Genomic DNA, 22,648 nt, shown 5'->3' with positions numbered 1-22,648 from the left:
CACTTATGAAGTTTGACCACGATTAACCATTCACAGTATCCGTTTAAGAGCACTATGGAAAAGACATACAACCCAACATCAATCGAACAAGCTCTGTATAAGACTTGGGAAGAGAAAGGCTACTTTAAGCCACACGGTGACACATCAAAAGAAGCTTACAGCATCATGATCCCGCCACCGAACGTCACTGGCAGCCTACACATGGGTCACGCGTTCCAAGATACGATCATGGATACGCTTATCCGAGCTCAACGTATGAAAGGCAAAAATACCCTTTGGCAAGTGGGTACTGACCACGCTGGTATCGCAACTCAGATGGTTGTAGAGCGTAAGATTGCTGCTGAAGAAGGCAAAACAAAACACGACTACGGCCGTGAAGCTTTCATCGACAAGATCTGGGAATGGAAAGGCGAGTCAGGTGGTACTATCACTCAACAGCTTCGTCGCCTTGGTGCATCTGTAGATTGGGATCGTGAGCGATTCACTATGGATGACGGCCTATCGGCTGCGACTCAAGAAGTGTTTGTTCGTCTATACGAAGAAGACCTAATCTACCGTGGTAAGCGTCTAGTAAACTGGGATCCTAAACTGCACACTGCAATTTCAGATCTTGAAGTTGAAAACAAAGACAAAAAAGGTTTCATGTGGCACTTCCGCTACCCGCTCGCGAACGGTGTTAAAACGGCTGATGGTAAAGACTACATCGTTGTTGCGACTACTCGTCCAGAAACCATGCTTGGTGATACTGGCGTAGCGGTTAACCCAGAAGATCCTCGTTACAAAGATCTTATCGGTAAAGAAATCCTACTTCCTGTTGTTAACCGTCTTATCCCTATCGTAGGCGATGAGCACGCAGACATGGAAAAAGGCACGGGTTGTGTGAAGATCACACCGGCTCACGACTTTAACGATTACGAAGTTGGTAAGCGCAACAACCTACCAATGATCAATATCCTAACGTTCAACGCTGATATCCGTGATGCTGCTGAAGTATTCACAACCAACGGCGAAGAAAGCGATGTTTACTCAACAGATATCCCTGCTAAGTACCAAGGCATGGAGCGTTTTGCTGCACGTAAAGCTATCGTTGCTGAATTCGATGAACTTGGTCTACTTGAAGAGATCAAAGATCACGACCTAACAGTCCCTTACGGCGACCGTGGTGGCGTGGTTATCGAACCAATGCTGACTGACCAATGGTACGTGCGTACAGCACCTCTTGCAGAACCAGCAGTTAAAGCGGTTGAAGATGGTGAGATCCAATTCGTACCTAAGCAGTACGAAAACATGTACTTCGCGTGGATGCGCGACGTGCAAGATTGGTGTATCTCTCGTCAACTTTGGTGGGGCCACCGTATCCCAGCATGGTACGACAACGATGGCAAAGTTTACGTAGGTCGCACTGAAGAAGAAGTTCGTGAAAAGAACAACCTAGCACCTGTTGTTGTGCTTAAGCAAGACGACGACGTACTGGATACTTGGTTCTCTTCTGCACTTTGGACGTTCGGCACGCAAGGCTGGCCTGAAAACACTGAAGCAATGAAAACATTCCACCCATCAGAAGTACTAGTATCTGGTTTTGATATTATCTTCTTCTGGGTTGCTCGTATGATCATGATGACCATGCACTTTGTGAAAGACGAAGATGGCAAAGCTCAAGTACCTTTCAAAACGGTTTACATGACGGGCCTTATCCGTGATGAAAACGGCGACAAGATGTCTAAGTCGAAAGGTAACGTACTTGACCCAATCGACATGATTGACGGCATCGGCCTTGAAGAGCTAGTAGAGAAGCGTTGTGGCAACATGATGCAACCTAAACTGGCTGCTAAAATCGAAAAAGCAACACGTAAAACTTTCGAAAACGGTATCGAACCATACGGTACTGATGCGCTACGTTTCACTCTTGCTGCTATGGCTTCAACTGGCCGTGACATCAACTGGGACATGAAGCGTCTTGAAGGTTACCGTAACTTCTGTAACAAGCTATGGAACGCAAGCCGTTACGTACTGATGAATACAGAAGAGCACGATTGTGGCATGTCACTGTCTGTAGAAGACCGTGCAAACATGGAATTCTCTCTAGCAGACAAGTGGATTGAATCTCAGTTTGAAATTGCAGCGAAAGAGTTTAATGCTCACCTAGACAACTACCGTCTGGACATGGCAGCAAACACGCTTTACGAATTCATCTGGAACCAATTCTGTGACTGGTACTTAGAGCTAACTAAACCTGTTCTTTGGAAGGGTACTGAAGCTCAGCAACAAGCGACTCGTTACACGCTTATCACGGTTCTTGAGAAAACTTTGCGTCTTGCTCACCCTGTTCTTCCTTACATCACGGAATCTATCTGGCAGAGCGTTAAGCCGCTAGTAGATGGCGTTGAAGGCGAGACAATCATGACTCAAGCGCTTCCTCAGTTTAATGAAGCTAACTTCAATGCTGAGATCGTTGACGACATCGAATGGGTTAAGACTTTCATCACTGCTATCCGTAACCTACGTGCGGAATACGACATTGCACCAAGCCAAGGCTTAGAAGTAATGATCAAAGTAGCGGATGAGAAAGATGCAACTCGTATCGAAGCAAACAAGATCGTTCTAAACTCTCTAGCTAAGCTAGACGATATTAAAGTTCTAGCTGATGGCGAAGAGACTCCAGCTTGTGCAACCAAACTGGTTGGCAAATCTGAGCTGATGATCCCAATGGCGGGTCTTATCGACAAAGATGCTGAGCTTGCTCGTCTAGATAAAGAAGTAGCTAAAACTCACGGCGAGATTAAGCGTATCGAAGGTAAGCTAGGTAACGAAGGTTTCGTTGCTAAAGCACCAGAAGCGGTTATCGCGAAAGAGCGTGAAAAGCTTGAAGGCTACCAAGAGACTCTTGTGAAGCTTGAAGAGCAAAAAGCGACCATCGCTGCGCTTTAAACCGAGTGAACGAGAAGGCTTCGAACTTCTCGCTCTAAATAGAAAGGTTGGTCTTCGTGACCAGCCTTTTTTTATACCTCTGACTACTATGCTTCTCACTCTAGCCTCAATTATTGATAGGTTTCATCTATCAAATTAATCTCTACTTCCCATTATACTTAATGATAATAATTCTCAATAATAGGTCTATCGAAACAACACAACGATTGAGTAATTATCATGAAAAAGACACTAACCTTTGCTTCATTACATTTTACTATCGCATTTAGTGTCGCTTATGTACTAACAGGCGACATCTTAATTGGTAGCTTAATCGCTATGATTGAGCCCTCAGTGAATACTGTTGCCTTCTATTTTCATGAAAAGGCGTGGGCTCAGGTTCCTGCTCTTAAAGCTCGTCAGTGGATGACCAAATTAAAAACAGCAAGCTTTGCTACCATCCACTTTAGTGTTGCCTTTACCGTTGTCTACTTGTTGACTGGCGATGCCTTCATTGGCGGTGTGATGGCTTTGCTAGAGCCAACTTTGAATACAGTTGCTTACTACTTCCATGAGAAAGTCTGGTTACGTAAATCAGGTGACCAAATGGCACAGCAACAATTCTGTTTGCACCAACATGCTTAGTCACCATATATTGGGTCACATATTAGTGACCCTTTCATAGGCAGATCATGGAAAAAATTGCTGAGTTCACCCTTAGATCCATTACACCGCAAGACAACCCAAGCATCGCACAAGTCATTCGCCAAGTTTCGGCTGAGCATGGGCTCACAGAAGATAAAGGCTATGGCGTGGCCGATCCAACACTCGATGATATGTACTCTGTCTACAGCCAAGCAAATGCAATGTATTGGATTATCGAACACAACGGAAAAATCGTCGGAGGCGGTGGCTTTGCCCCTCTAGCAGGTAAACCCAATGTGTGTGAGCTACAAAAAATGTACTTCTTACCGCAAACTCGAGGGCATGGCCTAGCCAAGCGAATTGTTGCTTTGAGCTTAAAGCAAGCAAAACAACTTGGGTATCAACACATGTATTTAGAAACGACGGAGTGCTTAGGTGCTGCGGTCAAACTCTATGAGAAGCTTGGGTTTGAGCATCTTGACTCAGCTTGGGGAGAAACAGGCCACGACGCTTGTGAGGTTGTCATGGCCAAGTCGTTATAAGCAGAATGTGCCGCTATAGCGAGAGAAGATAGTGCTAAAATATACGAAGTTAGCGTAGAAAGTTACTGACGCAAGAAGTTGGGTTCAAGGCAACAAAAGAGCTCTCTTCTTGCCCATCAAGTACCACTTCTAATTGGTATAGATGCTTAGGGTTGGGCTTCTCAAGGTTAAATACCATAGGAGCTTCCACCTGAAACACAACGCCGGTATGTTCTGCGCGCACATCTATCGGCATTACGAGTGTCATGCCATTAAACTTGATGGATGCCGATATTAACCCTGGCTTTAGCGTTTGATAGATAACATCTACTTTGAACTCACAGCCACCGCCATGGTGCCAGATCTGCTCTGTGACAACTTGCTCTAGTTTGACGTTTCGAACGAACTGCAGGTATGGCGCTTGCCAGATTCCGATACGAGAATCCGATTTAGCGACAACCTGTGAAGATAGAGAATCATCCATATCCTCTTCAAGCAACAGGCTCTCTTCTTCTTCAAGGAAAAGGATCTCAAAACGGTTTCGGCCGGACTGCATATAAGGACGGATATCTTTACGGTATTCAGCTTGGCTACCATCACAATCAAACACAGCCACACCATTAAGTCGAACTTCAGCAAAGTAATCAACCCCAGCCATCACTAACTCAACAAGTGGGCACGCCAACATGGCGTCATCCACTTCGATGTCGTGCATCAGATGCCACTCTTGCTCTGCAATTTCGTTTTCACTCAAGCTATCAGGGAGCTTTGAGCTTAACGGAGCCGGAAAAGTGATGTCATCTTGTGGGATAGAGAGATCCGTCAGTGGCGAAATTTGCCAAAGACCATCGAGAAGCAACCGCATATCATTCCTTGAGCTAGATCAATTTTGACCGCATTATAATGAATGAATGCATATAAAGACATTTATTTTTCTGAGGGTAAAAAAATGCCAGCTCGAGGCTGGCATTTTTTAAAATTGGGAAATAATTACTCTTCGCCTTCATCATCTTCGTCTGGGTAGATAGCATCTTCACCTTCGTAGTAAGTGCCCCAACCGTCGTAGATAATGTCAAACTTCTCTGCAAGGTTCACAAGCTTCTCAACTTGCTCATCGATCGCTTCTGCATTCAAAGTACATTGCATCGTTGCATCACAACAAAGCAGCTTATTGCCATCTTCGTCTTCTGTCTCTTCAGCTTCAAGCACTTCAAAACCCATTTTGAATGCTTCAACAACCGCTTTTTCAAGCACATCGAAATCTTCAGCAAATAGGTGATGCTCGATATCGTATAGAGCTTCAGGATCGCTACCATCTTCAATTAATGCTGTAATGATGTCGCGAGTCTCTTCCTTTTGAAATTCAATTAATTCCGCTACTGATAGATATTCATCTTCGTGAGACATGTGTCTGCTCCAGAGTGTTGACTATGAAAAGATCAAATTTGATTGCCACGAAATATGGCACGGATCGTCCAGAAAAGCCACCCAGATCAGGCCTAGAAAGGTAAGTTTATCACGAGATCGCTGAGCCAATATCAATTCAAAAGTGAAATCAAAATCACAGAAACAAATTTTCAACATTTTATTAACTGACGTGTATTTTAGCATTTCGTTTTTATGGACACTTTAGGACTTATTGAATAAAACTTGCGTGATTAGTCACGTTAGGTGCATACGCTAAACCGCTTTTGGGGTGCATAAATCCTCAGCTTGTTATCAAAAAGTGCATAATAGTGAATAAAAAATCACGATTAATAAGCAAAATTCAATTCTAACAAGCCATGAATTGAGCATAGATCCTCAAAAACGTTGTTCCGTTCGATAGCCAGTTAATTGGAGTTTAATCTGCATAAAGTTAAGAATTTCAGATTTTATGACCAATAATCAGCCAAATACCTTGCATTAACTCAATCTGCAAAACTTGCATATTACGGACAAGCTTGTCATAAATAGACGCTGGATTAATAGTAAGGATGCAAAATGAGTAAGCTGTACGTTGGCTCCGAAGTCGGTCAATTGAGACGAGTTCTCCTAAATAGACCTGAAAGAGCACTCACCCACCTCACCCCTTCAAACTGCCATGATCTTCTATTTGATGATGTACTTGCCGTTGAAGCCGCAGGTGAAGAACATGACGCCTTTGCAGAAACGCTGCGCAGTCAAGACGTAGAAGTGCTATTGCTTCATGACCTGCTCGTAGAGACGCTTGCCGTATCTCAGGCTCGTGAATGGTTGCTGAATACTCAAATCTCAGATTTCCGTTATGGGCCGACTTTTGCCCGTGACTTAAGAAACTACCTTGCTCAAATGGATAATGAACATCTAGCAACGATCTTACTCGGTGGCTTGGCCTACTCTGAGCTTCCTATCAAATCATCATCGATGCTGCCTAAAATGCATCGACCACTCGATTTCGTTATCGAGCCACTGCCGAACCACCTATTTACGCGTGATACCTCATGCTGGGTTTACGGCGGTGTGTCCCTAAACCCAATGATGAAACCGGCTCGTCAACGCGAAACAAACCACTTACGTGCTATCTATCGCTGGCACCCAGTGTTTGCCGGTCAAGACTTCATTAAGTACTTTGGTGATGAAGATCTGCACTACGACAACGCTAATATTGAAGGCGGTGACGTATTGGTTATTGGTAAAGGTGCGGTACTGGTTGGCATCTCTGAACGTACGAAACCACAAGGTGTCGAAAACCTAGCGGCTAGTCTATTCAGATCAGGCCAAGCAACCGAAGTGATTGCTATCGATTTACCAAAACACCGCTCTTGTATGCACCTTGATACGGTGATGACACACATGGATATCGACACTTTCTCTGTCTACCCAGAGATTGTTCGCAAAGATCTAGACACTTGGCGCCTAACACCTAAAGAAAATGGCGAAATGCGTGTCGAAAAAGCTGAAAACTACCTCTCAGCGATTGAAGGCGCACTAGGCCTTGATCAACTGAAGATCATCACTACCGGCGGTGACAACTACGAAGCTGAGCGTGAACAGTGGAATGACGCTAACAACGTGCTGACGGTGAAGCCAGGTACAGTGATCGGTTATGAGCGTAATGTTTACACCAATGAGAAATACGACAAGGCGGGTATCGAAGTTCTAACGATTCCTGGCAACGAGCTAGGCCGTGGTCGTGGCGGCGCACGCTGTATGAGCTGCCCTATCGAAAGAGATGGTATCTAAGTCAAAGAGCTCAGTTAAACGGACTCAATAACTTATCTAGGCCAGTATTCATTTACTGGCCTTTTTTATTAAATAAATAAAATAAATATTCACAAATATAGCATTTTTATGTTTAACTGAGTTCTTCATTGATTCTATATTCGCAAGGAGCGAGAGATGGCCTTTAATCTTCGCAATCGTAACTTTCTAAAACTTCTCGACTTTACTCCTAAAGAGATTCAGTTTTTACTCGATCTGTCTGCTGATCTAAAAAAAGCTAAGTATGCAGGAACAGAGCAGAAAAAGCTTAACGGTAAAAACATCGCTTTGATCTTTGAAAAAGCATCAACTCGAACTCGATGTGCTTTTGAAGTAGCCGCCTTTGATCAAGGTGCTCAAGTCTCTTACCTTGGCCCTTCTGGTTCTCAGATTGGTCAAAAAGAATCAATGAAAGATACGGCTCGTGTATTGGGACGTATGTACGATGGCATCGAATATCGTGGTTTTGGCCAGAGTATTGTTGAAGACCTAGGCGCTTATGCGGGCGTGCCTGTTTGGAATGGCTTAACCGATGAGTTCCACCCTACTCAGATTTTGGCTGATTTCCTCACTATGCTTGAGCATGGCCGCGGAAAACATCTGCACCAAATAAGCTTTGCTTATCTTGGCGATGCACGCAATAACATGGGTAACTCTCTGTTAGTCGGTGCGGCGAAGATGGGCATGGATATTCGCCTTGTCGCTCCAAAAGCTTTTTGGCCGGAAGAGCAGCTCGTTGAAGAGTGCCAAGCTATCGCGCAAAGTACAGGTGCCAAAATCACGCTGACAGAAGACGTTGCTGAAGGCGTAAAAGGCTGTGATTTCCTTTACACCGATGTTTGGGTTTCGATGGGCGAGGCGCCAGAAGCTTGGGACGAACGTGTTGCTGTTATGACGCCTTACCAAGTGAATATGGATGTTATTAAGCTGACGGGGAACCCTCAAGTGAAATTCATGCACTGCTTACCTGCTTTCCACAACAATGAAACCGTAATCGGCCAGCAAGTCGCAGACAAGTATGGAATGAACGGTTTAGAAGTCACTGACGAAGTCTTTGAATCGGATTACTCAATTGTGTTTGATGAAGCAGAGAATCGCATGCACACCATCAAAGCGGTAATGGTTGCGACACTGGGCCAATAGCGAATATTGAAAGTAAACAAAAGCTTGATGTAATCGCTTGCGCTCACAAATTGAAAGCGTATAATTCTCAGCAATTTGTCTGAGAGTAGTGAAAATGACGCCAACCAATATTGTGATAACACATAATAATATTGTGGAAACACCAAATATTGCTCGTAAGCTAAGATGCTTACCAGGCCGTCTATTCTGCTTTTCAGCACTTTTTTAAAGCCTCCCATTATGGGGGGCTTTTTTATGGCCAATACATTATTGTGGGGAAGAAGATCATGGCGAATTCGCTCTATCAAAAGCACATCATCTCAATTCCAGAGCTTTCTCGTGAAGAGCTAGAATTAATTGTTCAAACGGCAGGTCAGCTAAAGGCTGAACCAAACCCAGAACTCATCAAGAACAAAGTTGTTGCCAGTTGCTTCTTCGAACCTTCTACGCGAACTCGTCTCTCTTTTGAAACTGCGATTCAACGCATCGGTGGTGATGTGATTGGTTTCGACAGTGGTGGTAACACTTCTTTGGCAAAGAAAGGCGAAACGTTAGCGGACTCGGTACAGGTTATCTCTTCATACGTTGATGCTTACGTGATGCGTCACCCTCAAGAAGGCGCAGCGCGTCTGGCTTCTGAGTTCTCAAACGGTGTACCTGTTATTAACGCAGGTGACGGCGCAAACCAACACCCAACACAAACGTTATTAGACCTATTCTCTATCGCTGAGACACAAGGTCGCCTCGACAACCTAAACGTTGCATTCGTTGGTGACCTTAAGTACGGCCGTACGGTTCACTCGTTGACGCAAGCACTAGCGAAGTTCGACAACATCTGTTTCTACTTCGTGGCTCCAGAAGCTCTAGCGATGCCAGACTACATTTGCGAAGAGCTTGATGAAGCGGGAATCAAGTACCAACTATTGACGGACATGGAAGATGTCATTCCTGAGCTTGATGTTTTGTACATGACTCGAGTTCAAAAGGAGCGCTTCGATGAGTCAGAATACGCACATATCAAGTCAGCATACATCCTAACGGCTGCTCTGTTAGAAAATGCACGTGATAATCTGAAGGTGCTACACCCTCTTCCGCGTGTTGATGAAATTACTGTCGATGTCGATAAAACACCTTACGCTTACTACTTCCAGCAAGCAGAGAATGGTGTTTACGCTCGTGAAGCATTGCTAGCCCTTGTTCTTAACGAAACGCTGTAGAGGAAAGATATCATGTCTAAAGAGACTCAATTAAAAGTTGAAGCAATCAGAAACGGTACTGTTATCGACCACATCCCAGCTAACATCGGGATCAAGGTGCTAAAACTGTTCGACATGCACAACTCTCACCAGCGCGTGACCATTGGCCTAAATCTGCCGTCTTCTGCACTAGGCGGGAAAGACCTACTCAAGATTGAGAATGTGTTTATCACCGAAGAACAGGCGAGCAAGCTGGCTCTTTACGCACCTCATGCAACAGTGAACCAAATCGAAGATTACGAAGTAGTTAAGAAGCTCCCCCTAGAACTTCCTGAGCAAATCAACGACGTTTTCGAGTGTCCAAATACCAACTGTATTACTCACAATGAACCGGTTGAAAGCAGCTTTAAGATCTTTGAAAAGAAAGAAGATATTCGATTAAAGTGTAAGTATTGCGAAAAAGTATTCTCTCGCGAGATCGTGACAGAAAGATAACGCCATACGGCAACACTGACCGAATGTAAAAACTATCAAATACCTCGCCTATGCGGGGTATTTTGCTCTTTACCTATCCAAAATTTGAAGGCACACTGAAAATTGATTTTTATCTAATAACTGATGGAATAAACCAATGACTAAAGTACTTCACACAGAATCTGCTCCAGCTGCAATCGGCCCATACGTACAAGGCGTTGACCTTGGCAACATGGTACTGACTTCTGGTCAAATCCCAGTAAACCCAGCAACTGGTGAAGTATCTGCTGATATCGCAGAGCAAGCTCGCCAATCTCTAGACAACGTTAAAGCGGTTGTAGAAGCTTCAGGCCTAACTGTAAAAGACATCGTAAAGCTAACAGTATTCGTCAAAGACCTAAACGACTTCGGCACAGTAAACGAAGTTTACGGTAAGTTCTTCGATGAGCACGGCGTTGCAAACTACCCTGCACGCTCATGTGTTGAAGTAGCTCGTCTACCAAAAGATGTAGGTATCGAGATCGAAGCTATTGCAGTTCGCAAATAGTCTTTAGTACCTAAATCTATAGTAAGCGTCTGAGCATAAAGCTGAGTGTTTATCAGATACAAAAAAGGTTGCCCATTTGGCAACCTTTTTTATTATTCAGCGTTTTGCTCAATTACTTCTTGTTGAGCTCAACCACTTCTTTATCAAGCTCTTCCAACTTAGCGGCCATCTGCTCACGAGCTAGGTTAGCCAGTTCACGAACATTAGACTTGTCGTAGCCTTCAGTGCTGATTGGTGGCAACATTTCAACAATCACGTGACCATTGTTCCAACGGTTTAGCTTCACGCCACCTGTTGAGCTGCACACAATAGGGATGATTGGTAAGCCAGCACCAATCGCAGCATGGAATGCACCTGTTTTGAATGGCAGCAGACCACGACCACGAGAACGAGTGCCCTCAGGGAACATCCAAACTGAAACATCACTCTCTTTTAGACTAGTCACGACCTGATCAATCGTACCTACCGCTTTACTGCGGTTAGCACGGTCAATGAGGATGTTACCCGTCAACCAGTAAAGCTGACCAAATAGAGGCATCCATACTAGACTTTTCTTACCAACCGTCACCACTTTAGGCGTTACCGCTGATGAAATCGTGAATAGATCCCAGCTATTTTGGTGGTTCGCCACATAAACATGTTGGCCGCGAGAGTAGGCATCCTCTGGAATACGAAGCTCTAGCTTCATGCCGAAGATCTTCGACATGCGACCGAAATAACGGCCAAAGGTAAATACGTGTTTCGGGTTACGTGGACTTAATAAACAGTAGCCACAACCAAATACAAACATAAGAATCGCAAATATCGCCACTGCGAAAATACGTAATATTGCTATCATTTTGTTCCTCACCGACCGCCAAGTTAATTCATCTATTCATGCAAAAATGAGCAATAGATTTACTTGCGGCAAATACAACTATAAAAAAGCCGAAACCAAGGTTCCGACTTTTATGTTTTCATCTTACTAATTCATGAACCCACTAACCTAGGTTAGTTCGACTCACTAAATCGTGTAATGTTTGCGCCTAAGGCTGACAGTTTATCTTCAATCTTATCGTAGCCACGATCGATGTGATAAATACGGTCAACGATAGTTTCGCCTTGAGCTATACAGCCAGCGATAACAAGGCTCGCAGATGCGCGAAGGTCCGTTGCCATTACTTGAGCGCCGCTCAGTTTTTCCGTTTCACCACAGATAGCCGTATTGCCTTCGATTTCCGCTTTTGCACCCATTCGCTGTAACTCAGGAATGTGCATAAAGCGGTTTTCAAAGATAGTCTCAGTGATAACACCACTGCCCTTCGCCATCATGTTAAGCAGAGTAAACTGTGCTTGCATGTCGGTCGGGAAACCAGGGTGAGGTGCTGTTACGATTTTCACCGCTTTCAGTTCACGACCCGTCATATCAAGGCTGATCCAGTCTTCTCCCGTTTCAACCTTCGCACCCGCTTCTTCAAGCTTCGCTAAGGCAGCTTCAAGAAGATGAGCGTTGGTGTTGCGACAAACCACTTTACCGCCAGAAACAGCAGCAGCAACCAAGAAAGTACCTGTTTCAATGCGGTCAGCAACTACAGAGTGTTGACCACCACCAAGACGTTCAACGCCTTCGATAGTAATCGTATCTGTACCTGCGCCAGAGATCTTAGCACCTAGTTTGTTTAGGAAGTCAGCCGTATCAACAATCTCAGGCTCACGCGCTGAGTTATCGAGTACTGTTGTTCCTTCCGCTAGCGTTGCTGCACACATGATAGTAATGGTGGCACCCACACTTACTTTATCCATCACGATGTGCGCGCCTTTCAGACGGCCATCAACACTTGCTTTCACATAACCATCTTCCAACTTAATGGTCGCACCTAGTTGCTCTAGGCCATGGATATGCAAATCAACAGGTCGAGCGCCAATTGCACAACCGCCTGGAAGTGACACTTGACCTTCACCAAAACGAGCCACTAGAGGACCTAAAGCCCAGATAGAAGCACGCATTGTTTTCACTAAATCGTAAGGCGCACAAAATTCATTAATTTCGCTGCCATCAACATGAACACTACCGTTACGTGATACTTTTGCGCCTAAACGCTTAAGCAATTCCATCGTAGTATCGATGTCACGTAGGTGAGGAACATTACTAACTTCCACTGGCTCTTCAGCAAGAATTGAAGCAAATAAGATTGGTAGCGCTGCATTTTTTGCGCCTGAGATCGTCACTTCACCGCTTAGCGGCTTATCCGATCCAATAACTCGAAACTTTTCCATCATAAACCTTAAAGTGACATCAGTTTCTTATCACGTTCCCACTCTTCCGGCGTGAAAGCCTTAATAGAAAGAGCATGGATATCATTGCGTTGAATGTATTCCATTAGTGGGCCGTAGATTAGTTGCTGCTTCTTAACTCGATTCATGCCGTCAAAACATGGATCAACCGCAACAACTTCGTAATGACTGCCTTCACCTTTCACGAAAATTTCCTGAAGGTTCAGTGCTTCTGCTAATAATTCTTGTACTTTTGTGCTGTCCACAAATAGCTCCTGCCTAATTTTTTATGTGTTCTGCCATCATTGGCTGGATATTGCTCAATTGGAACAACGTTCTCAATTGTTCTGGCACGAAACTGAGCATTATATGACAGTTTTGATTTTTTGCATGCTCTAATAAGTGAATTAGCATCACCATTCCTGCTGAATCGACTCGATTTATATGGCTAAGGTCAATTTCAACGCTCGATTCCGTTGTTTGCCACTTTTCCAATATACGCCAGATTGCAGGGACACTGTCTCGGTCAATATCACCGAGCAGCTGATATTCTTTAGAGCTTAGTGCTTGCCATTGAGAATGGCTCATTATTTGTTACTCTCAAAACGAATCGGTTGTGCGGCTAATTTCTCTAGTTCGTCAGCAACTTGTAAGATGCCTTCTTGACGAATCTTAGTATTCCACTCCGATTGCTTGCTCGACAACAGGCTAATACCTTCGGCAACCATATCAAATGCTTTCCACTCGCCAGACTTTTTGTCTTTGCGAAGCTTAAATTCAAGCTTGATGTTTGGTCGCGGCGTATCGATGATATCGACCTTGATACTGGTAATACGGCTATCCGCTTTGATTTTTGGTTCTGGACCAAATTCAATCGTCTGATCTGTGTATTGAGTCAGCACTTGGGCATAAGAAGAAACCAGGTATTTACGGAAGGAATCGATAAACACGCCCACGTCTTTTCTATCCGCGCCTTTCAAGTTCGGTCCAAGTAACTTAAGTGCTGCATATTGTGCGTTCACATAAGGCATCAACTCTTCTTCCACAATGACCTTCAATAATTCTGGGTCTTGGTGGATGTTGTCTTGTTCACTCTTCAAACGATCAAATGCAACTTCTGCTACTTGAGTCATCATCTGGTACGGCTGAGTACGATCAATCGCTTCTGCAGCAAAAGCTTGAGCCGACATCAGAAAAGCGACGACTGTCAGAAACCATATCTTCAAAAAGTTATTAGTCTTCAATAATTTATTCGTCTTTAACATGTGCCTACTCCTTAGCTTCGCTATCATCAGAGCCACCAACGCTATACAGCACTTGTCCAATCAAATCTTCTAATACTAATGCCGATTTGGTGTCTTCGATAGAATCACCATCAACCAACATTTCTTCATCGTCAAAAATGAAGCCCGGAACCAAGCTGATGTACTGCTCACCGATTAATCCAGACGTTAAGATTTGCGCACTAGAGGTATCTGGAAATTGTGAGTACTTCCCATCAATAGACAATTCAACGACAGGAAGGTAGCTCTCGGTATCAAGCTCAATGCTTTTAACTCGACCAACAACGACGCCACCCACCTTCACTGGAGAACGAACTTTTAGGCTACCAATGTTGTCAAAGGTCGCTTTTAGATTGTAAGTATGGTTCGAACCAATGCCTTTTACGTCAGCGACTTGAAAGATCATGATTAAGATTGCGCAAATTCCGGCAATAACAAAGGTGCCGACCCATAATTCTAATTTTCGAGTTTGTTGCATGATTAATTCCCAAACATCAATGCGGTAAGAACAAAATCTAGCCCTAGTACCGCCAGAGAAGAGTGCACTACAGTGCGTGTGGTTGCCTGACTAATACCTTCTGAAGTCGGTACTGCATCATAACCATTAAAAAGTGCGATCCAAGTGACTGTGATAGCGAAGACCATGCATTTGATCATGCTGTTACCAATATCTCGGCCAAGCTCAACTGAAGACTGCATGGCAGACCAGAAGCTACCGTGGTCAATCCCTTTCCAATCAACACCAACTAACTGAGCCCCCCAAATCCCGACCGCCATGAAGATCATAGCGAGCAGTGGCATTGAGATAAGACCAGCCCAAAGACGTGGCGCAATAATGCGTTTAATAGGATCTACAGCCATCATTTCTAGGCTAGAGATCTGTTCCGTTGCTTTCATCAAGCCGATTTCAGCCGTTAACGCTGAACCTGCGCGGCCTGCAAATAGTAGCGCTGTCACCACTGGGCCCAACTCACGTAACAATGAAAGCGCGACCATTTGACCAAGGTTACCCTCAGCTCCGTAGTCGATTAACACCACATAACCTTGCAGGCTAAGCACCATGCCAATAAACAGACCCGAAACTAAGATGATAGCCAATGACTGAACGCCAACGCTATAAAGTTGTTTAACTAATAAAGGGAAATTTTTTAGTCTCGGAATGCCAAATAAAGCCCCAAATAACATTAGGCTTGCTCGACCAAATGACTCACAGACAGCAAGTGTGCGCTTACCGACACCCACAATAGTTTTAACAATCATATTAAAACAAATCCTTTTCTAGGCTCTTTGCTGGGAATCTAAATGGCACAGGGCCATCTGCTTCACCTTGCAAAAATTGTTGCACTCGAGGATCACTGTTGTTGTACAGATCGTCAGGTGAACCAGATGCAATAACTTTTCCATCAGCCATTAAGTAAACCCAATCAGCAATACTCATTACCTCAGGCACATCGTGAGAAACGATAATAGAGGTTAAATCCAAAGCTTGATTAAGATTACGAATCAGCTCGACCAATACACCCATAGTAATTGGGTCTTGGCCAACAAACGGTTCATCGTACATGATAAGCTCTGGATCCAATGCGATCGCACGAGCCAACGCCGCTCGTCTCGCCATACCACCGGACAACTCACTTGGCATTAATTGCGCCGCACCTCGTAAGCCTACCGCTTCAAGCTTAAGTAATACGATGGTACGAATGAATTTTTCATTAAGTTCAGTGTGCTCTCGCAGCGGAAACGCCACATTATCAAACACATTGAGATCCGTAAAAAGCGCACCAGATTGGAATAACATGCTCATTTTCTTACGTGCTTGATATAGCTTTCGACGTGATAGTGCAGGGATATTGTCGCCATCAAACCAAACTTCGCCTTCATCTGGCAGTAATTGTCCACCAATCAAACGCAGCAAGGTTGTTTTACCAATCCCAGACGGCCCCATGATTGCGGTTATTTTGCCTTGAGGTACCTCTAAACTAATGTCATCAAAAATAACCCGCTCACCGCGTGAGAAGCTGAGGTTCTTAACTTTCACAAGCTCAGTGTTCAACATATTTTTGTTGTTTCCTTGCTTTAAAAAACGCCAATTATGGCTGCAATAATAATGAGTCTACTTTAGAATTAAAAGCACTGTTCAATTAATTCATATTAAACAGGAATCTATGCAGGGATTTGAAAGCATTAGAAAATTATCTATTGAGCTCTCTTTCTTGCCAGCTAACTGGTAATTAATTTGCCGAGTGACTTCCCTTTTATCTAGCAACAGGTCAAAATTAGCGGTTAATTCTCCGTTTTTATTAATTTTTTAGGAATCATCATGCTTGAAGCGATTGCGTTTCTTATTATCGGTCTAGGTTTTTTGGTGTGGAGTGCAGATAAGCTGGTTTACGGTGCCGCTGCTCTTGCTCGCAACTTCGGTATCTCACCACTAGTTATCGGTATGACGATCTTAGCAATGGGGTCTTCGGCTCCTGAAATGATGGTTTCAGCTACAGCAGCGCTTGATGGCAAAACCGATACCGCTGTAGGTAACGTATTAGGCTCAAACATCGCCAATATCGCGCTAATTTTAGGTATTACAGCCCTTATCAAGCCGCTATCAATCAGCTCAGGCGTAATTCGTCGTGAACTACCTTTGATGATAGGTGTCACTTTATTAGCTGGCGCACTACTTTGGGATAACCATTTGGGTTTCTACGAAGGCGTGTTGTTATTTGTTCTTTTCGGCGCTTTCTTGTTTGCCATGCTACAAATCAGCCGCAGTGAGAAAAAGAACGGTGATGCCTTCCTTGACGAGCAAGAATCAGAAATCCCAGAGGGCGTAAGCAACCCTAAAGCCGCAATGTGGGTGGTGATTGGTCTGATCATCCTGCCTTTAGCTGCTGATATGCTGGTTGATAATGCGGTAATCATCGCGAAATACTTTGGCATGAGCGACCTTGTGATTGGTCTAACCATCATTGCCGTAGGTACTAGTCTGCCTGAGCTTGCAGCATCACTAGCCGGTGTTATGAAAGGTGAAGATGATATGGCCGTGGGCAATATCATTGGTTCAAACGTATTCAACATCCTTGCTGTTATGGGTATCCCCGGCATCCTAAACCCTTCGATCTTGAGCGAGTTTGCGATGGGTCGCGACTTCTGGGTAATGCTGGGCGTATCGCTACTGCTTGTGGTCATGGCACTAGGGAAATCTCGTAGCGTGAATCGTATTGAAGGCGGCGTGTTAATCGTAACATTCGTTGTCTACCAAAGTTACCTACTAATGAACATGTCGGCTTAATTGTTGATTTAACTTCCCGTACTTGGAGTATTTGATGTCTCAGCCATTTGATTACCGCAGTGTCGCAAAACAAGTTTTGGAAACCGAAGTTGCAGGTCTCACTCAATTAGACCAATATTTTAATGATGATTTTTGTAAAGCTTGCGACCTTATCCTAAACAACAAAGGCAAAGTCGTTGTGATGGGCATGGGTAAATCAGGCCACATTGGCAATAAAATCGCAGCCACATTGGCAAGTACTGGGACATCGGCTTTCTTTGTACACCCAGGAGAAGCTGCACATGGCGACTTAGGCATGATCGAACCTGGTGATATTGTGATCGCAATATCCAACTCAGGCGAATCGGGAGAAATCCTCAGCCTATTCCCAGTATTAAAGCGTTTGAACATTAAGATCATCAGCATGACAGGTAAGCCAGCATCGAACATGGCGACCTTGTCTGATATCCATTTACAAATTTCAGTACCAGAAGAGGCATGTCCACTGGGCTTAGCGCCAACAACTAGCACTACTGCTACTTTGGTGATGGGGGATGCACTAGCCGTTGCACTTTTACAGGCTCGAGGCTTTACCGCTCAAGATTTTGCTCTGTCTCATCCAGGCGGCGCTTTAGGTCGTCAACTGCTGTTGAAATTAGACGACATCATGCACACAGGCGATGCACTTCCTATTGTTGCTCCGGATGCATTAGTAAGAGACGCTCTGTTAGAGATCTCTCAAAAAGGCTTAGGCATGACGGCTATCGTTGGTCAAGATGGTCAAATGGCCGGTATTTTTACCGATGGTGACTTACGCCGTATCTTAGATAAACGCGTTGATATCCATAATACTCAAATTGGCGATGTGATGACGCTAAATCCTACCGTTGCCGATCCAAACATGCTTGCAGTTGAGGGGTTAAACTTAATGCAAGCGAAGAGCATCAATGGCTTGATGCTATGCCAAGATGGCAAACTAGTTGGCGCCCTAAACATGCATGATTTATTGAAAGCTGGAGTAATGTAATGACACAGACAGTCGAAACTCTATACGGCACTGTTGACTCAGGTGTATTTGCAATCGCAAAAGACATCAAACTCCTAATTTGCGATGTCGATGGCGTATTCTCTGATGGTCGTATCTACATGGGCAACAACGGTGAAGAGCTGAAGACCTTCCATACTCGTGACGGTTACGGCATTAAGTCACTGATGAATGCTGGCATTGAAATCGCGATCATCACTGGCCGTAAGTCTCAAATTGTTGAAAATCGAATGACTGCTCTCGGCATTAAGCTGATTTATCAAGGTCAAGACGATAAAGTTAAGGCATACCAAGATATTTGCGATAAGCTTTCAGTGAATCCTGAAAATACGGGTTATATCGGCGATGATCTGATCGACTGGCCTGTGATGGAAAAAGTTGGCTTGAAGGTCTGTGTAGCAGATGGTCACCCACTACTTGCAAAGCGTGCAAACTACGTGACAATCATTAAAGGTGGGCATGGCGCGGTACGTGAAGTCTGCGACCTTATTTTACAAGCAAGAAATGAACTCGACATGCATAAAGGTTTAAGCATATGAGTTTTACTCGTATTATCTATTTAATACTAATATTTATTGCCTCTTGGTCGACCTATTACCTGTACGACAAAGAGCAAACATCAACGATACAAGTAGCTCCAAATTTGGAGCTACCCGCGTTTAGTGGCAAAAGTCTAAACAACATTAGCTACGACGAAAGCGGTATTCGTAGCTATCAGGTTGAATCGACGTATTTAGAACACTACTCAGTGGTTGGCGATACGCACTTTCAAAACCCAGTTCTTTCGGTATTCCGTGAAGGGCACACGATTGAATGGCAAGTCACCGCTGATCGCGCGATTATGGATGAGAATCAAGTTGTCACTTTTTATGACAACGTCGTGGCAAAGAATCTGTTGCCAGAAGCCAGCTTCGATACAATGACCACAGATAAAATGGTTGTTGAGCTGCCTAGCCGAGATTTTTATTCAGAGACTCCGGTCCATATGATCGGTACATTTTTTGAAACTGAGGGGCAAGCAATGAAAGGTAACTTCGGTACCAACAATGCGACCCTCTTTAATTCTGTTCAAGGTAGATATGAAACTCTTACACCTTAGTTTATTCGCTTTGACCCTTGCGGCACCTAATGTCTATGCTCTGTCTTCGGATAGCGAGCAACCTGTCTACATTGACTCCGACAGCCAGCAATTGGATATGAAAAGTAACCAAGTAACTTTCCTTGGTGATGTGAACCTTAAACAAGGCAGCATCAACATCAATGCCGATAAGGTTATTGTTACTCGTAACGCCGTAAATGGTGAGATTGAAGAGATTCAAGGCTTCGGTAAGCCAGCAACCTTCTCTCAGCTTACTGACGACGGTAAGACACTCTACGGTGAAGCTGACGACTTACATTACCAGCTTGTTGCTGACAGACTGATCATGACCAAGAATGCGATGCTATCTCAAGATGGCAGCATCATCCGTGGCTCTAAGATTACTTACCAGATTGCTTCTCAAAAACTGGTTGCTGATAGTGATAGTAGCGAGCGTGTATCAACGGTATTACAACCAGCGGAAGTGAATAAGTAAACTATGGCTGTTCTTAAAGCAAAAAACCTAGCAAAAACCTACAACAAGCGTAAAGTTGTTACCGATGTGAGCCTGCAAGTAGAATCCGGTCAGATCGTCGGTCTGCTTGGACCAAACGGTGCAGGTAAAACCACGTCTTTCTACATGATTGTCGGTTTAGTTGCGCGTGATGAAGGCACCATCAGTATTGACGATCTAGATATCAGTATCTTGCCAATGCACAGCCGTTCTCGTCTTGGTATTGGTTACCTGCCTCAAGAAGCTTCTATTTTCCGTAAGTTGTCAGTAGAAAACAACATCATGGCGGTTTTACAAACCCGTGATGAAATGACTAATGAACAGCGCCAAGATAAACTAGAAGACCTGCTAGAAGAGTTCCACATCCAACATATCCGCACCAGTAATGGTATGGCTCTGTCGGGTGGTGAGCGTCGTCGTGTTGAGATTGCTCGAGCACTAGCAGCGAATCCGCAGTTCATTCTATTAGATGAACCGTTCGCAGGTGTTGACCCGATCTCAGTTATCGATATCAAAAAAATCATTGTTCACCTACGCGATCGTGGCTTAGGCGTTTTGATTACCGACCACAACGTTCGTGAAACACTAGACGTATGTGAAAAAGCTTACATCGTAAGCCAAGGGCACCTGATCGCTGAAGGTACTCCTGAAGATGTTCTCAATAACGAACAAGTTAAACAAGTTTATCTAGGCGAACAATTCCGTCTATGATTATATAGAGAGTATCGAGAGTTCTAAGAATAATAACTAGGTAAGTCACACTGAATGAAACCCTCATTACAACTTAAGCTAGGCCAACAGTTAGCAATGACTCCTCAATTGCAGCAAGCGATTCGTTTGTTGCAATTGTCTACTTTAGATTTGCAACAAGAGATTCAAGAAGCACTTGAATCTAACCCACTACTCGATGTCGAAGAAGGCAATGAAGATACGCCAACATCGGAAGAAAAACCTAGCAGTGACGAAAAAGAAACAGTTGAAGCCACAGAGCAAGACTTACCTGATAGCTCAGACTTAATCGAAAAATCAGAGATTGGCAACGAACTGGAAATCGACACAACTTGGGAAGACGTCTACAGCGCAAACACCGGTAATACGGGTATTGCGATTGATGACGACATGCCGGTTTATCAAGGCGAAACCACTCAAAGCCTACACGATTACCTACTTTGGCAACTCGACTTAACACCATTCACTGACACCGACCGAAGCATCGCTTTTGCATTAATAGATGCCATCGATGACTATGGCTACCTCACTGTAACTTGTGAAGACATCCTTGAAAACTTCGACAATGAAGAGATCGAGCTTGATGAAATTGAAGCCGTACGTAAACGAATTCAGCAGTTTGACCCACTAGGTGTCGGCTCAGTAAATCTGCAAGATTGCTTGTTACTGCAACTGGCAACTTTCCCCCAAGATACTCCTTGGCTCAACGAAGCTAAGTTAGTACTTACTAGCCATATCGACCAACTCGGCAACCGCGATTACAAACTGGTTATCAAAGAAACCAAATTGAAAGAAGCAGAACTACGTGAAGTTTTGCAACTGATTCAACAGCTGGATCCTCGCCCTGGCAGTAAGATTACTCCGGATGAAACTGAGTATGTAGTTCCGGATGTATCTGTCTTCAAAGATCTTGGGAAATGGTTAGTGACTATTAACCCTGATAGTGTACCTAAGCTGAAAGTGAATCAGCAGTACGCAGATCTGGGTAGTAAAGGCAACAGCGCCGACAATCAATACATCCGCTCAAATTTGCAAGAAGCAAAGTGGCTAATTAAAAGCCTAGAGAGCCGAAATGAGACGCTACTCAAAGTTGCGCGATGCATTGTTGAACATCAACGTGATTTCTTCGAACATGGCGAAGAAGCGATGAAACCAATGGTTCTGAATGATGTTGCGTTAGCCGTTGATATGCACGAATCCACGATCTCTCGTGTAACGACTCAAAAATTCATGCACACGCCACGTGGTATCTTCGAACTCAAATACTTTTTCTCAAGCCATGTCAGCACTGACAATGGCGGTGAATGTTCATCTACAGCAATTCGTGCACTCATTAAGAAGCTTGTCGCAGCGGAAAATACCGCGAAGCCTCTAAGTGATAGTAAGATTGCTGCTTTACTGGCTGACCAAGGAATTCAGGTAGCTAGACGTACCATAGCGAAATACCGTGAGTCTCTGGGCATTGCCCCATCGAGTCAGCGTAAACGCCTGCTATAAGCTAATTTAGTCGCTATTTACTTAGTAACTATAGCCAGGCAACCAACTGAAAAGGAAAGTCTATGCAAATCAATATTCAAGGCCATCACGTTGATCTTACCGATTCAATGCAAGACTATGTTCACACTAAATTCGACAAACTTGAGCGCTTCTTTGATCATATAAATAGCGTCCAGGTTGTTTTAAAAGTTGAGAAAATCAATCAAATCGCAGAAGCTACCCTGCATATAAATCAGGGGGAAATCCATGCGACAGCAACAGATGAAAGCATGTATGCCGCGATTGATTCATTGGTTGATAAACTCGTCCGCCAACTCAACAAGCACAAAGAAAAGCTAAGTAGTCACTAA

General features: G+C 44.1%; 26 protein-coding genes. 16 read left to right on the top strand and 10 right to left on the bottom strand.

Annotated features, from left to right (window positions below):
* The first annotated feature begins 54 nt into the window (after positions 1-54).
* From L4C44_RS20535 to L4C44_RS20525, 3 genes are all read left to right on the top strand, one after another.
* A complete protein-coding gene (locus tag L4C44_RS20535; protein ID WP_428805639.1) occupies positions 55-2,928 on the top strand; it encodes a valine--tRNA ligase in 2,874 nt (957 codons plus the stop codon).
* Positions 2,929-3,147: 219 nt separating this feature from the next.
* The gene (locus tag L4C44_RS20530; protein ID WP_428805638.1) at positions 3,148-3,552 is read left to right on the top strand and encodes a DUF2061 domain-containing protein; all 405 of its coding nucleotides are present in this window, start codon (positions 3,148-3,150) and stop codon (positions 3,550-3,552) included.
* Positions 3,553-3,599: 47 nt separating this feature from the next.
* Complete coding sequence (locus tag L4C44_RS20525) at positions 3,600-4,094, top strand: GNAT family N-acetyltransferase (protein ID WP_136979705.1); 495 nt, start codon at positions 3,600-3,602, stop codon at positions 4,092-4,094.
* A gap of 49 nt (positions 4,095-4,143) precedes the next feature.
* Here the strand turns inward: L4C44_RS20525 and L4C44_RS20520 are convergent, their stop codons facing one another.
* A complete protein-coding gene (locus L4C44_RS20520) occupies positions 4,144-4,938 on the bottom strand; it encodes a glycosyl hydrolase 2 galactose-binding domain-containing protein (RefSeq protein ID WP_146489812.1) in 795 nt (264 codons plus the stop codon).
* Between the two features lie 125 nt (positions 4,939-5,063).
* A complete protein-coding gene (gene rraB, locus L4C44_RS20515; RefSeq protein ID WP_017058930.1) occupies positions 5,064-5,480 on the bottom strand; it encodes a ribonuclease E inhibitor RraB in 417 nt (138 codons plus the stop codon).
* A 576-nt stretch (positions 5,481-6,056) separates the two neighbouring features.
* On the opposite strand from rraB, the gene arcA reads away from it, so the two are divergent.
* The 5 genes from arcA to L4C44_RS20490 all read left to right on the top strand — a co-directional run bounded on the left by arcA (position 6,057) and on the right by L4C44_RS20490 (position 10,634).
* The gene (gene arcA, locus L4C44_RS20510; RefSeq protein WP_019821481.1) at positions 6,057-7,277 is read left to right on the top strand and encodes an arginine deiminase; all 1,221 of its coding nucleotides are present in this window, start codon (positions 6,057-6,059) and stop codon (positions 7,275-7,277) included.
* A 156-nt stretch (positions 7,278-7,433) separates the two neighbouring features.
* Entirely contained in the window at positions 7,434-8,438 is a 1,005-nt protein-coding gene (locus tag L4C44_RS20505) for an ornithine carbamoyltransferase (protein ID WP_019821479.1), read from the top strand.
* Positions 8,439-8,704: 266 nt separating this feature from the next.
* On the top strand, positions 8,705-9,634 hold the full coding sequence (pyrB, locus tag L4C44_RS20500) for an aspartate carbamoyltransferase (protein ID WP_004738679.1): 930 nt from the start codon (positions 8,705-8,707) through the stop codon (positions 9,632-9,634).
* Positions 9,635-9,646: 12 nt separating this feature from the next.
* A complete protein-coding gene (pyrI, locus tag L4C44_RS20495; RefSeq protein ID WP_017058927.1) occupies positions 9,647-10,108 on the top strand; it encodes an aspartate carbamoyltransferase regulatory subunit in 462 nt (153 codons plus the stop codon).
* 136 nt (positions 10,109-10,244) lie between these two features.
* Positions 10,245-10,634 carry a RidA family protein gene (locus tag L4C44_RS20490; protein WP_004738682.1) on the top strand — a complete coding sequence of 130 codons (390 nt, stop codon included), beginning with the start codon at positions 10,245-10,247 and terminating at the stop codon, positions 10,632-10,634.
* A gap of 112 nt (positions 10,635-10,746) precedes the next feature.
* Here the strand turns inward: L4C44_RS20490 and L4C44_RS20485 are convergent, their stop codons facing one another.
* From L4C44_RS20485 to mlaF, 8 genes are all read right to left on the bottom strand, one after another.
* On the bottom strand, positions 10,747-11,472 hold the full coding sequence (locus L4C44_RS20485; RefSeq protein WP_017058926.1) for a 1-acylglycerol-3-phosphate O-acyltransferase: 726 nt from the start codon (positions 11,470-11,472) through the stop codon (positions 10,747-10,749).
* Positions 11,473-11,624: 152 nt separating this feature from the next.
* Positions 11,625-12,890, bottom strand: a complete 1,266-nt coding sequence (murA, locus tag L4C44_RS20480; protein WP_017058925.1) for a UDP-N-acetylglucosamine 1-carboxyvinyltransferase — start codon at positions 12,888-12,890, stop codon at positions 11,625-11,627.
* Between the two features lie 8 nt (positions 12,891-12,898).
* Positions 12,899-13,153: a BolA family iron metabolism protein IbaG gene (gene ibaG, locus L4C44_RS20475; protein ID WP_017058924.1), complete on the bottom strand. Its 255-nt coding sequence runs from the start codon at positions 13,151-13,153 to the stop codon at positions 12,899-12,901.
* A gap of 13 nt (positions 13,154-13,166) precedes the next feature.
* Entirely contained in the window at positions 13,167-13,475 is a 309-nt protein-coding gene (locus tag L4C44_RS20470) for an STAS domain-containing protein (protein WP_004735315.1), read from the bottom strand.
* The gene (locus L4C44_RS20465) at positions 13,475-14,152 is read right to left on the bottom strand and encodes an MlaC/ttg2D family ABC transporter substrate-binding protein (RefSeq protein ID WP_210446771.1); all 678 of its coding nucleotides are present in this window, start codon (positions 14,150-14,152) and stop codon (positions 13,475-13,477) included. The genes L4C44_RS20470 and L4C44_RS20465 overlap by 1 nt, the downstream gene beginning before the upstream one ends.
* Before the next feature lie 4 nt (positions 14,153-14,156).
* Positions 14,157-14,648 carry an outer membrane lipid asymmetry maintenance protein MlaD gene (gene mlaD, locus L4C44_RS20460; RefSeq protein ID WP_019821466.1) on the bottom strand — a complete coding sequence of 164 codons (492 nt, stop codon included), beginning with the start codon at positions 14,646-14,648 and terminating at the stop codon, positions 14,157-14,159.
* A 2-nt stretch (positions 14,649-14,650) separates the two neighbouring features.
* A complete protein-coding gene (gene mlaE / locus L4C44_RS20455) occupies positions 14,651-15,430 on the bottom strand; it encodes a lipid asymmetry maintenance ABC transporter permease subunit MlaE (RefSeq protein ID WP_146489816.1) in 780 nt (259 codons plus the stop codon).
* 1 nt (position 15,431) lies between these two features.
* Positions 15,432-16,226: a phospholipid ABC transporter ATP-binding protein MlaF gene (mlaF, locus tag L4C44_RS20450; RefSeq protein WP_210446772.1), complete on the bottom strand. Its 795-nt coding sequence runs from the start codon at positions 16,224-16,226 to the stop codon at positions 15,432-15,434.
* Positions 16,227-16,490: 264 nt separating this feature from the next.
* Between mlaF and L4C44_RS20445 the strand changes: the two genes are divergently transcribed.
* The 8 genes from L4C44_RS20445 (at position 16,491) to hpf (ending at position 22,648) form a co-directional block, all read left to right on the top strand.
* Entirely contained in the window at positions 16,491-17,456 is a 966-nt protein-coding gene (locus L4C44_RS20445) for a calcium/sodium antiporter (RefSeq protein WP_019821462.1), read from the top strand.
* Positions 17,457-17,490: 34 nt separating this feature from the next.
* Positions 17,491-18,462 carry an arabinose-5-phosphate isomerase KdsD gene (gene kdsD, locus L4C44_RS20440; RefSeq protein WP_146489818.1) on the top strand — a complete coding sequence of 324 codons (972 nt, stop codon included), beginning with the start codon at positions 17,491-17,493 and terminating at the stop codon, positions 18,460-18,462.
* Positions 18,462-19,019, top strand: coding sequence for a 3-deoxy-manno-octulosonate-8-phosphatase KdsC (gene kdsC, locus L4C44_RS20435; protein ID WP_146489819.1), 558 nt, complete (start codon positions 18,462-18,464; stop codon positions 19,017-19,019). Before kdsD ends, kdsC begins: the two co-directional genes overlap by 1 nt.
* On the top strand, positions 19,016-19,579 hold the full coding sequence (gene lptC, locus L4C44_RS20430) for an LPS export ABC transporter periplasmic protein LptC (protein WP_004735306.1): 564 nt from the start codon (positions 19,016-19,018) through the stop codon (positions 19,577-19,579). Before kdsC ends, lptC begins: the two co-directional genes overlap by 4 nt.
* Positions 19,560-20,054, top strand: a complete 495-nt coding sequence (gene lptA, locus L4C44_RS20425) for a lipopolysaccharide transport periplasmic protein LptA (RefSeq protein ID WP_060983516.1) — start codon at positions 19,560-19,562, stop codon at positions 20,052-20,054. Before lptC ends, lptA begins: the two co-directional genes overlap by 20 nt.
* 3 nt (positions 20,055-20,057) lie before the next feature.
* Positions 20,058-20,783 (top strand): LPS export ABC transporter ATP-binding protein, encoded by a 726-nt coding sequence (lptB, locus tag L4C44_RS20420; protein ID WP_428805637.1) that lies wholly within the window; start codon positions 20,058-20,060, stop codon positions 20,781-20,783.
* A 54-nt stretch (positions 20,784-20,837) separates the two neighbouring features.
* A complete protein-coding gene (locus tag L4C44_RS20415; RefSeq protein ID WP_017058913.1) occupies positions 20,838-22,298 on the top strand; it encodes an RNA polymerase factor sigma-54 in 1,461 nt (486 codons plus the stop codon).
* Positions 22,299-22,360: 62 nt separating this feature from the next.
* Positions 22,361-22,648: a ribosome hibernation promoting factor gene (hpf, locus tag L4C44_RS20410; protein WP_009847742.1), complete on the top strand. Its 288-nt coding sequence runs from the start codon at positions 22,361-22,363 to the stop codon at positions 22,646-22,648.

Origin of the sequence: Vibrio satsumensis (assembly GCF_050337435.1) — a bacterium.
GTDB lineage: Bacteria > Pseudomonadota > Gammaproteobacteria > Enterobacterales > Vibrionaceae > Vibrio > Vibrio satsumensis.
Note: the sequence above shows the minus strand (reverse complement) of the source record. Positions and strands in the feature narration are given on the sequence as shown.

Bases quoted from the DNA above. Each gene is read 5' to 3' on its own strand.
- lptA (WP_060983516.1), top strand. From the start codon at position 19,560: ATGAAACTCTTACACCTTAGTTTATTCGCTTTGACCCTTGCGGCACCT.
- kdsC (WP_146489819.1), top strand. From the start codon at position 18,462: ATGACACAGACAGTCGAAACTCTATACGGCACTGTTGACTCAGGTGTA.
- L4C44_RS20470 (WP_004735315.1), bottom strand. From the start codon at position 13,475: ATGAGCCATTCTCAATGGCAAGCACTAAGCTCTAAAGAATATCAGCTG.
- pyrI (WP_017058927.1), top strand. From the start codon at position 9,647: ATGTCTAAAGAGACTCAATTAAAAGTTGAAGCAATCAGAAACGGTACT.
- L4C44_RS20445 (WP_019821462.1), top strand. From the start codon at position 16,491: ATGCTTGAAGCGATTGCGTTTCTTATTATCGGTCTAGGTTTTTTGGTG.
- L4C44_RS20490 (WP_004738682.1), top strand. From the start codon at position 10,245: ATGACTAAAGTACTTCACACAGAATCTGCTCCAGCTGCAATCGGCCCA.
- mlaF (WP_210446772.1), bottom strand. From the start codon at position 16,226: ATGTTGAACACTGAGCTTGTGAAAGTTAAGAACCTCAGCTTCTCACGC.
- rraB (WP_017058930.1), bottom strand. From the start codon at position 5,480: ATGTCTCACGAAGATGAATATCTATCAGTAGCGGAATTAATTGAATTT.
- murA (WP_017058925.1), bottom strand. From the start codon at position 12,890: ATGGAAAAGTTTCGAGTTATTGGATCGGATAAGCCGCTAAGCGGTGAA.
- L4C44_RS20415 (WP_017058913.1), top strand. From the start codon at position 20,838: ATGAAACCCTCATTACAACTTAAGCTAGGCCAACAGTTAGCAATGACT.
- pyrB (WP_004738679.1), top strand. From the start codon at position 8,705: ATGGCGAATTCGCTCTATCAAAAGCACATCATCTCAATTCCAGAGCTT.
- L4C44_RS20535 (WP_428805639.1), top strand. From the start codon at position 55: ATGGAAAAGACATACAACCCAACATCAATCGAACAAGCTCTGTATAAG.
- hpf (WP_009847742.1), top strand. From the start codon at position 22,361: ATGCAAATCAATATTCAAGGCCATCACGTTGATCTTACCGATTCAATG.
- arcA (WP_019821481.1), top strand. From the start codon at position 6,057: ATGAGTAAGCTGTACGTTGGCTCCGAAGTCGGTCAATTGAGACGAGTT.
- L4C44_RS20525 (WP_136979705.1), top strand. From the start codon at position 3,600: ATGGAAAAAATTGCTGAGTTCACCCTTAGATCCATTACACCGCAAGAC.
- L4C44_RS20530 (WP_428805638.1), top strand. From the start codon at position 3,148: ATGAAAAAGACACTAACCTTTGCTTCATTACATTTTACTATCGCATTT.
- L4C44_RS20505 (WP_019821479.1), top strand. From the start codon at position 7,434: ATGGCCTTTAATCTTCGCAATCGTAACTTTCTAAAACTTCTCGACTTT.
- L4C44_RS20520 (WP_146489812.1), bottom strand. From the start codon at position 4,938: ATGCGGTTGCTTCTCGATGGTCTTTGGCAAATTTCGCCACTGACGGAT.
- mlaD (WP_019821466.1), bottom strand. From the start codon at position 14,648: ATGCAACAAACTCGAAAATTAGAATTATGGGTCGGCACCTTTGTTATT.
- lptB (WP_428805637.1), top strand. From the start codon at position 20,058: ATGGCTGTTCTTAAAGCAAAAAACCTAGCAAAAACCTACAACAAGCGT.
- kdsD (WP_146489818.1), top strand. From the start codon at position 17,491: ATGTCTCAGCCATTTGATTACCGCAGTGTCGCAAAACAAGTTTTGGAA.
- L4C44_RS20465 (WP_210446771.1), bottom strand. From the start codon at position 14,152: ATGTTAAAGACGAATAAATTATTGAAGACTAATAACTTTTTGAAGATA.
- lptC (WP_004735306.1), top strand. From the start codon at position 19,016: ATGAGTTTTACTCGTATTATCTATTTAATACTAATATTTATTGCCTCT.
- mlaE (WP_146489816.1), bottom strand. From the start codon at position 15,430: ATGATTGTTAAAACTATTGTGGGTGTCGGTAAGCGCACACTTGCTGTC.
- L4C44_RS20485 (WP_017058926.1), bottom strand. From the start codon at position 11,472: ATGATAGCAATATTACGTATTTTCGCAGTGGCGATATTTGCGATTCTT.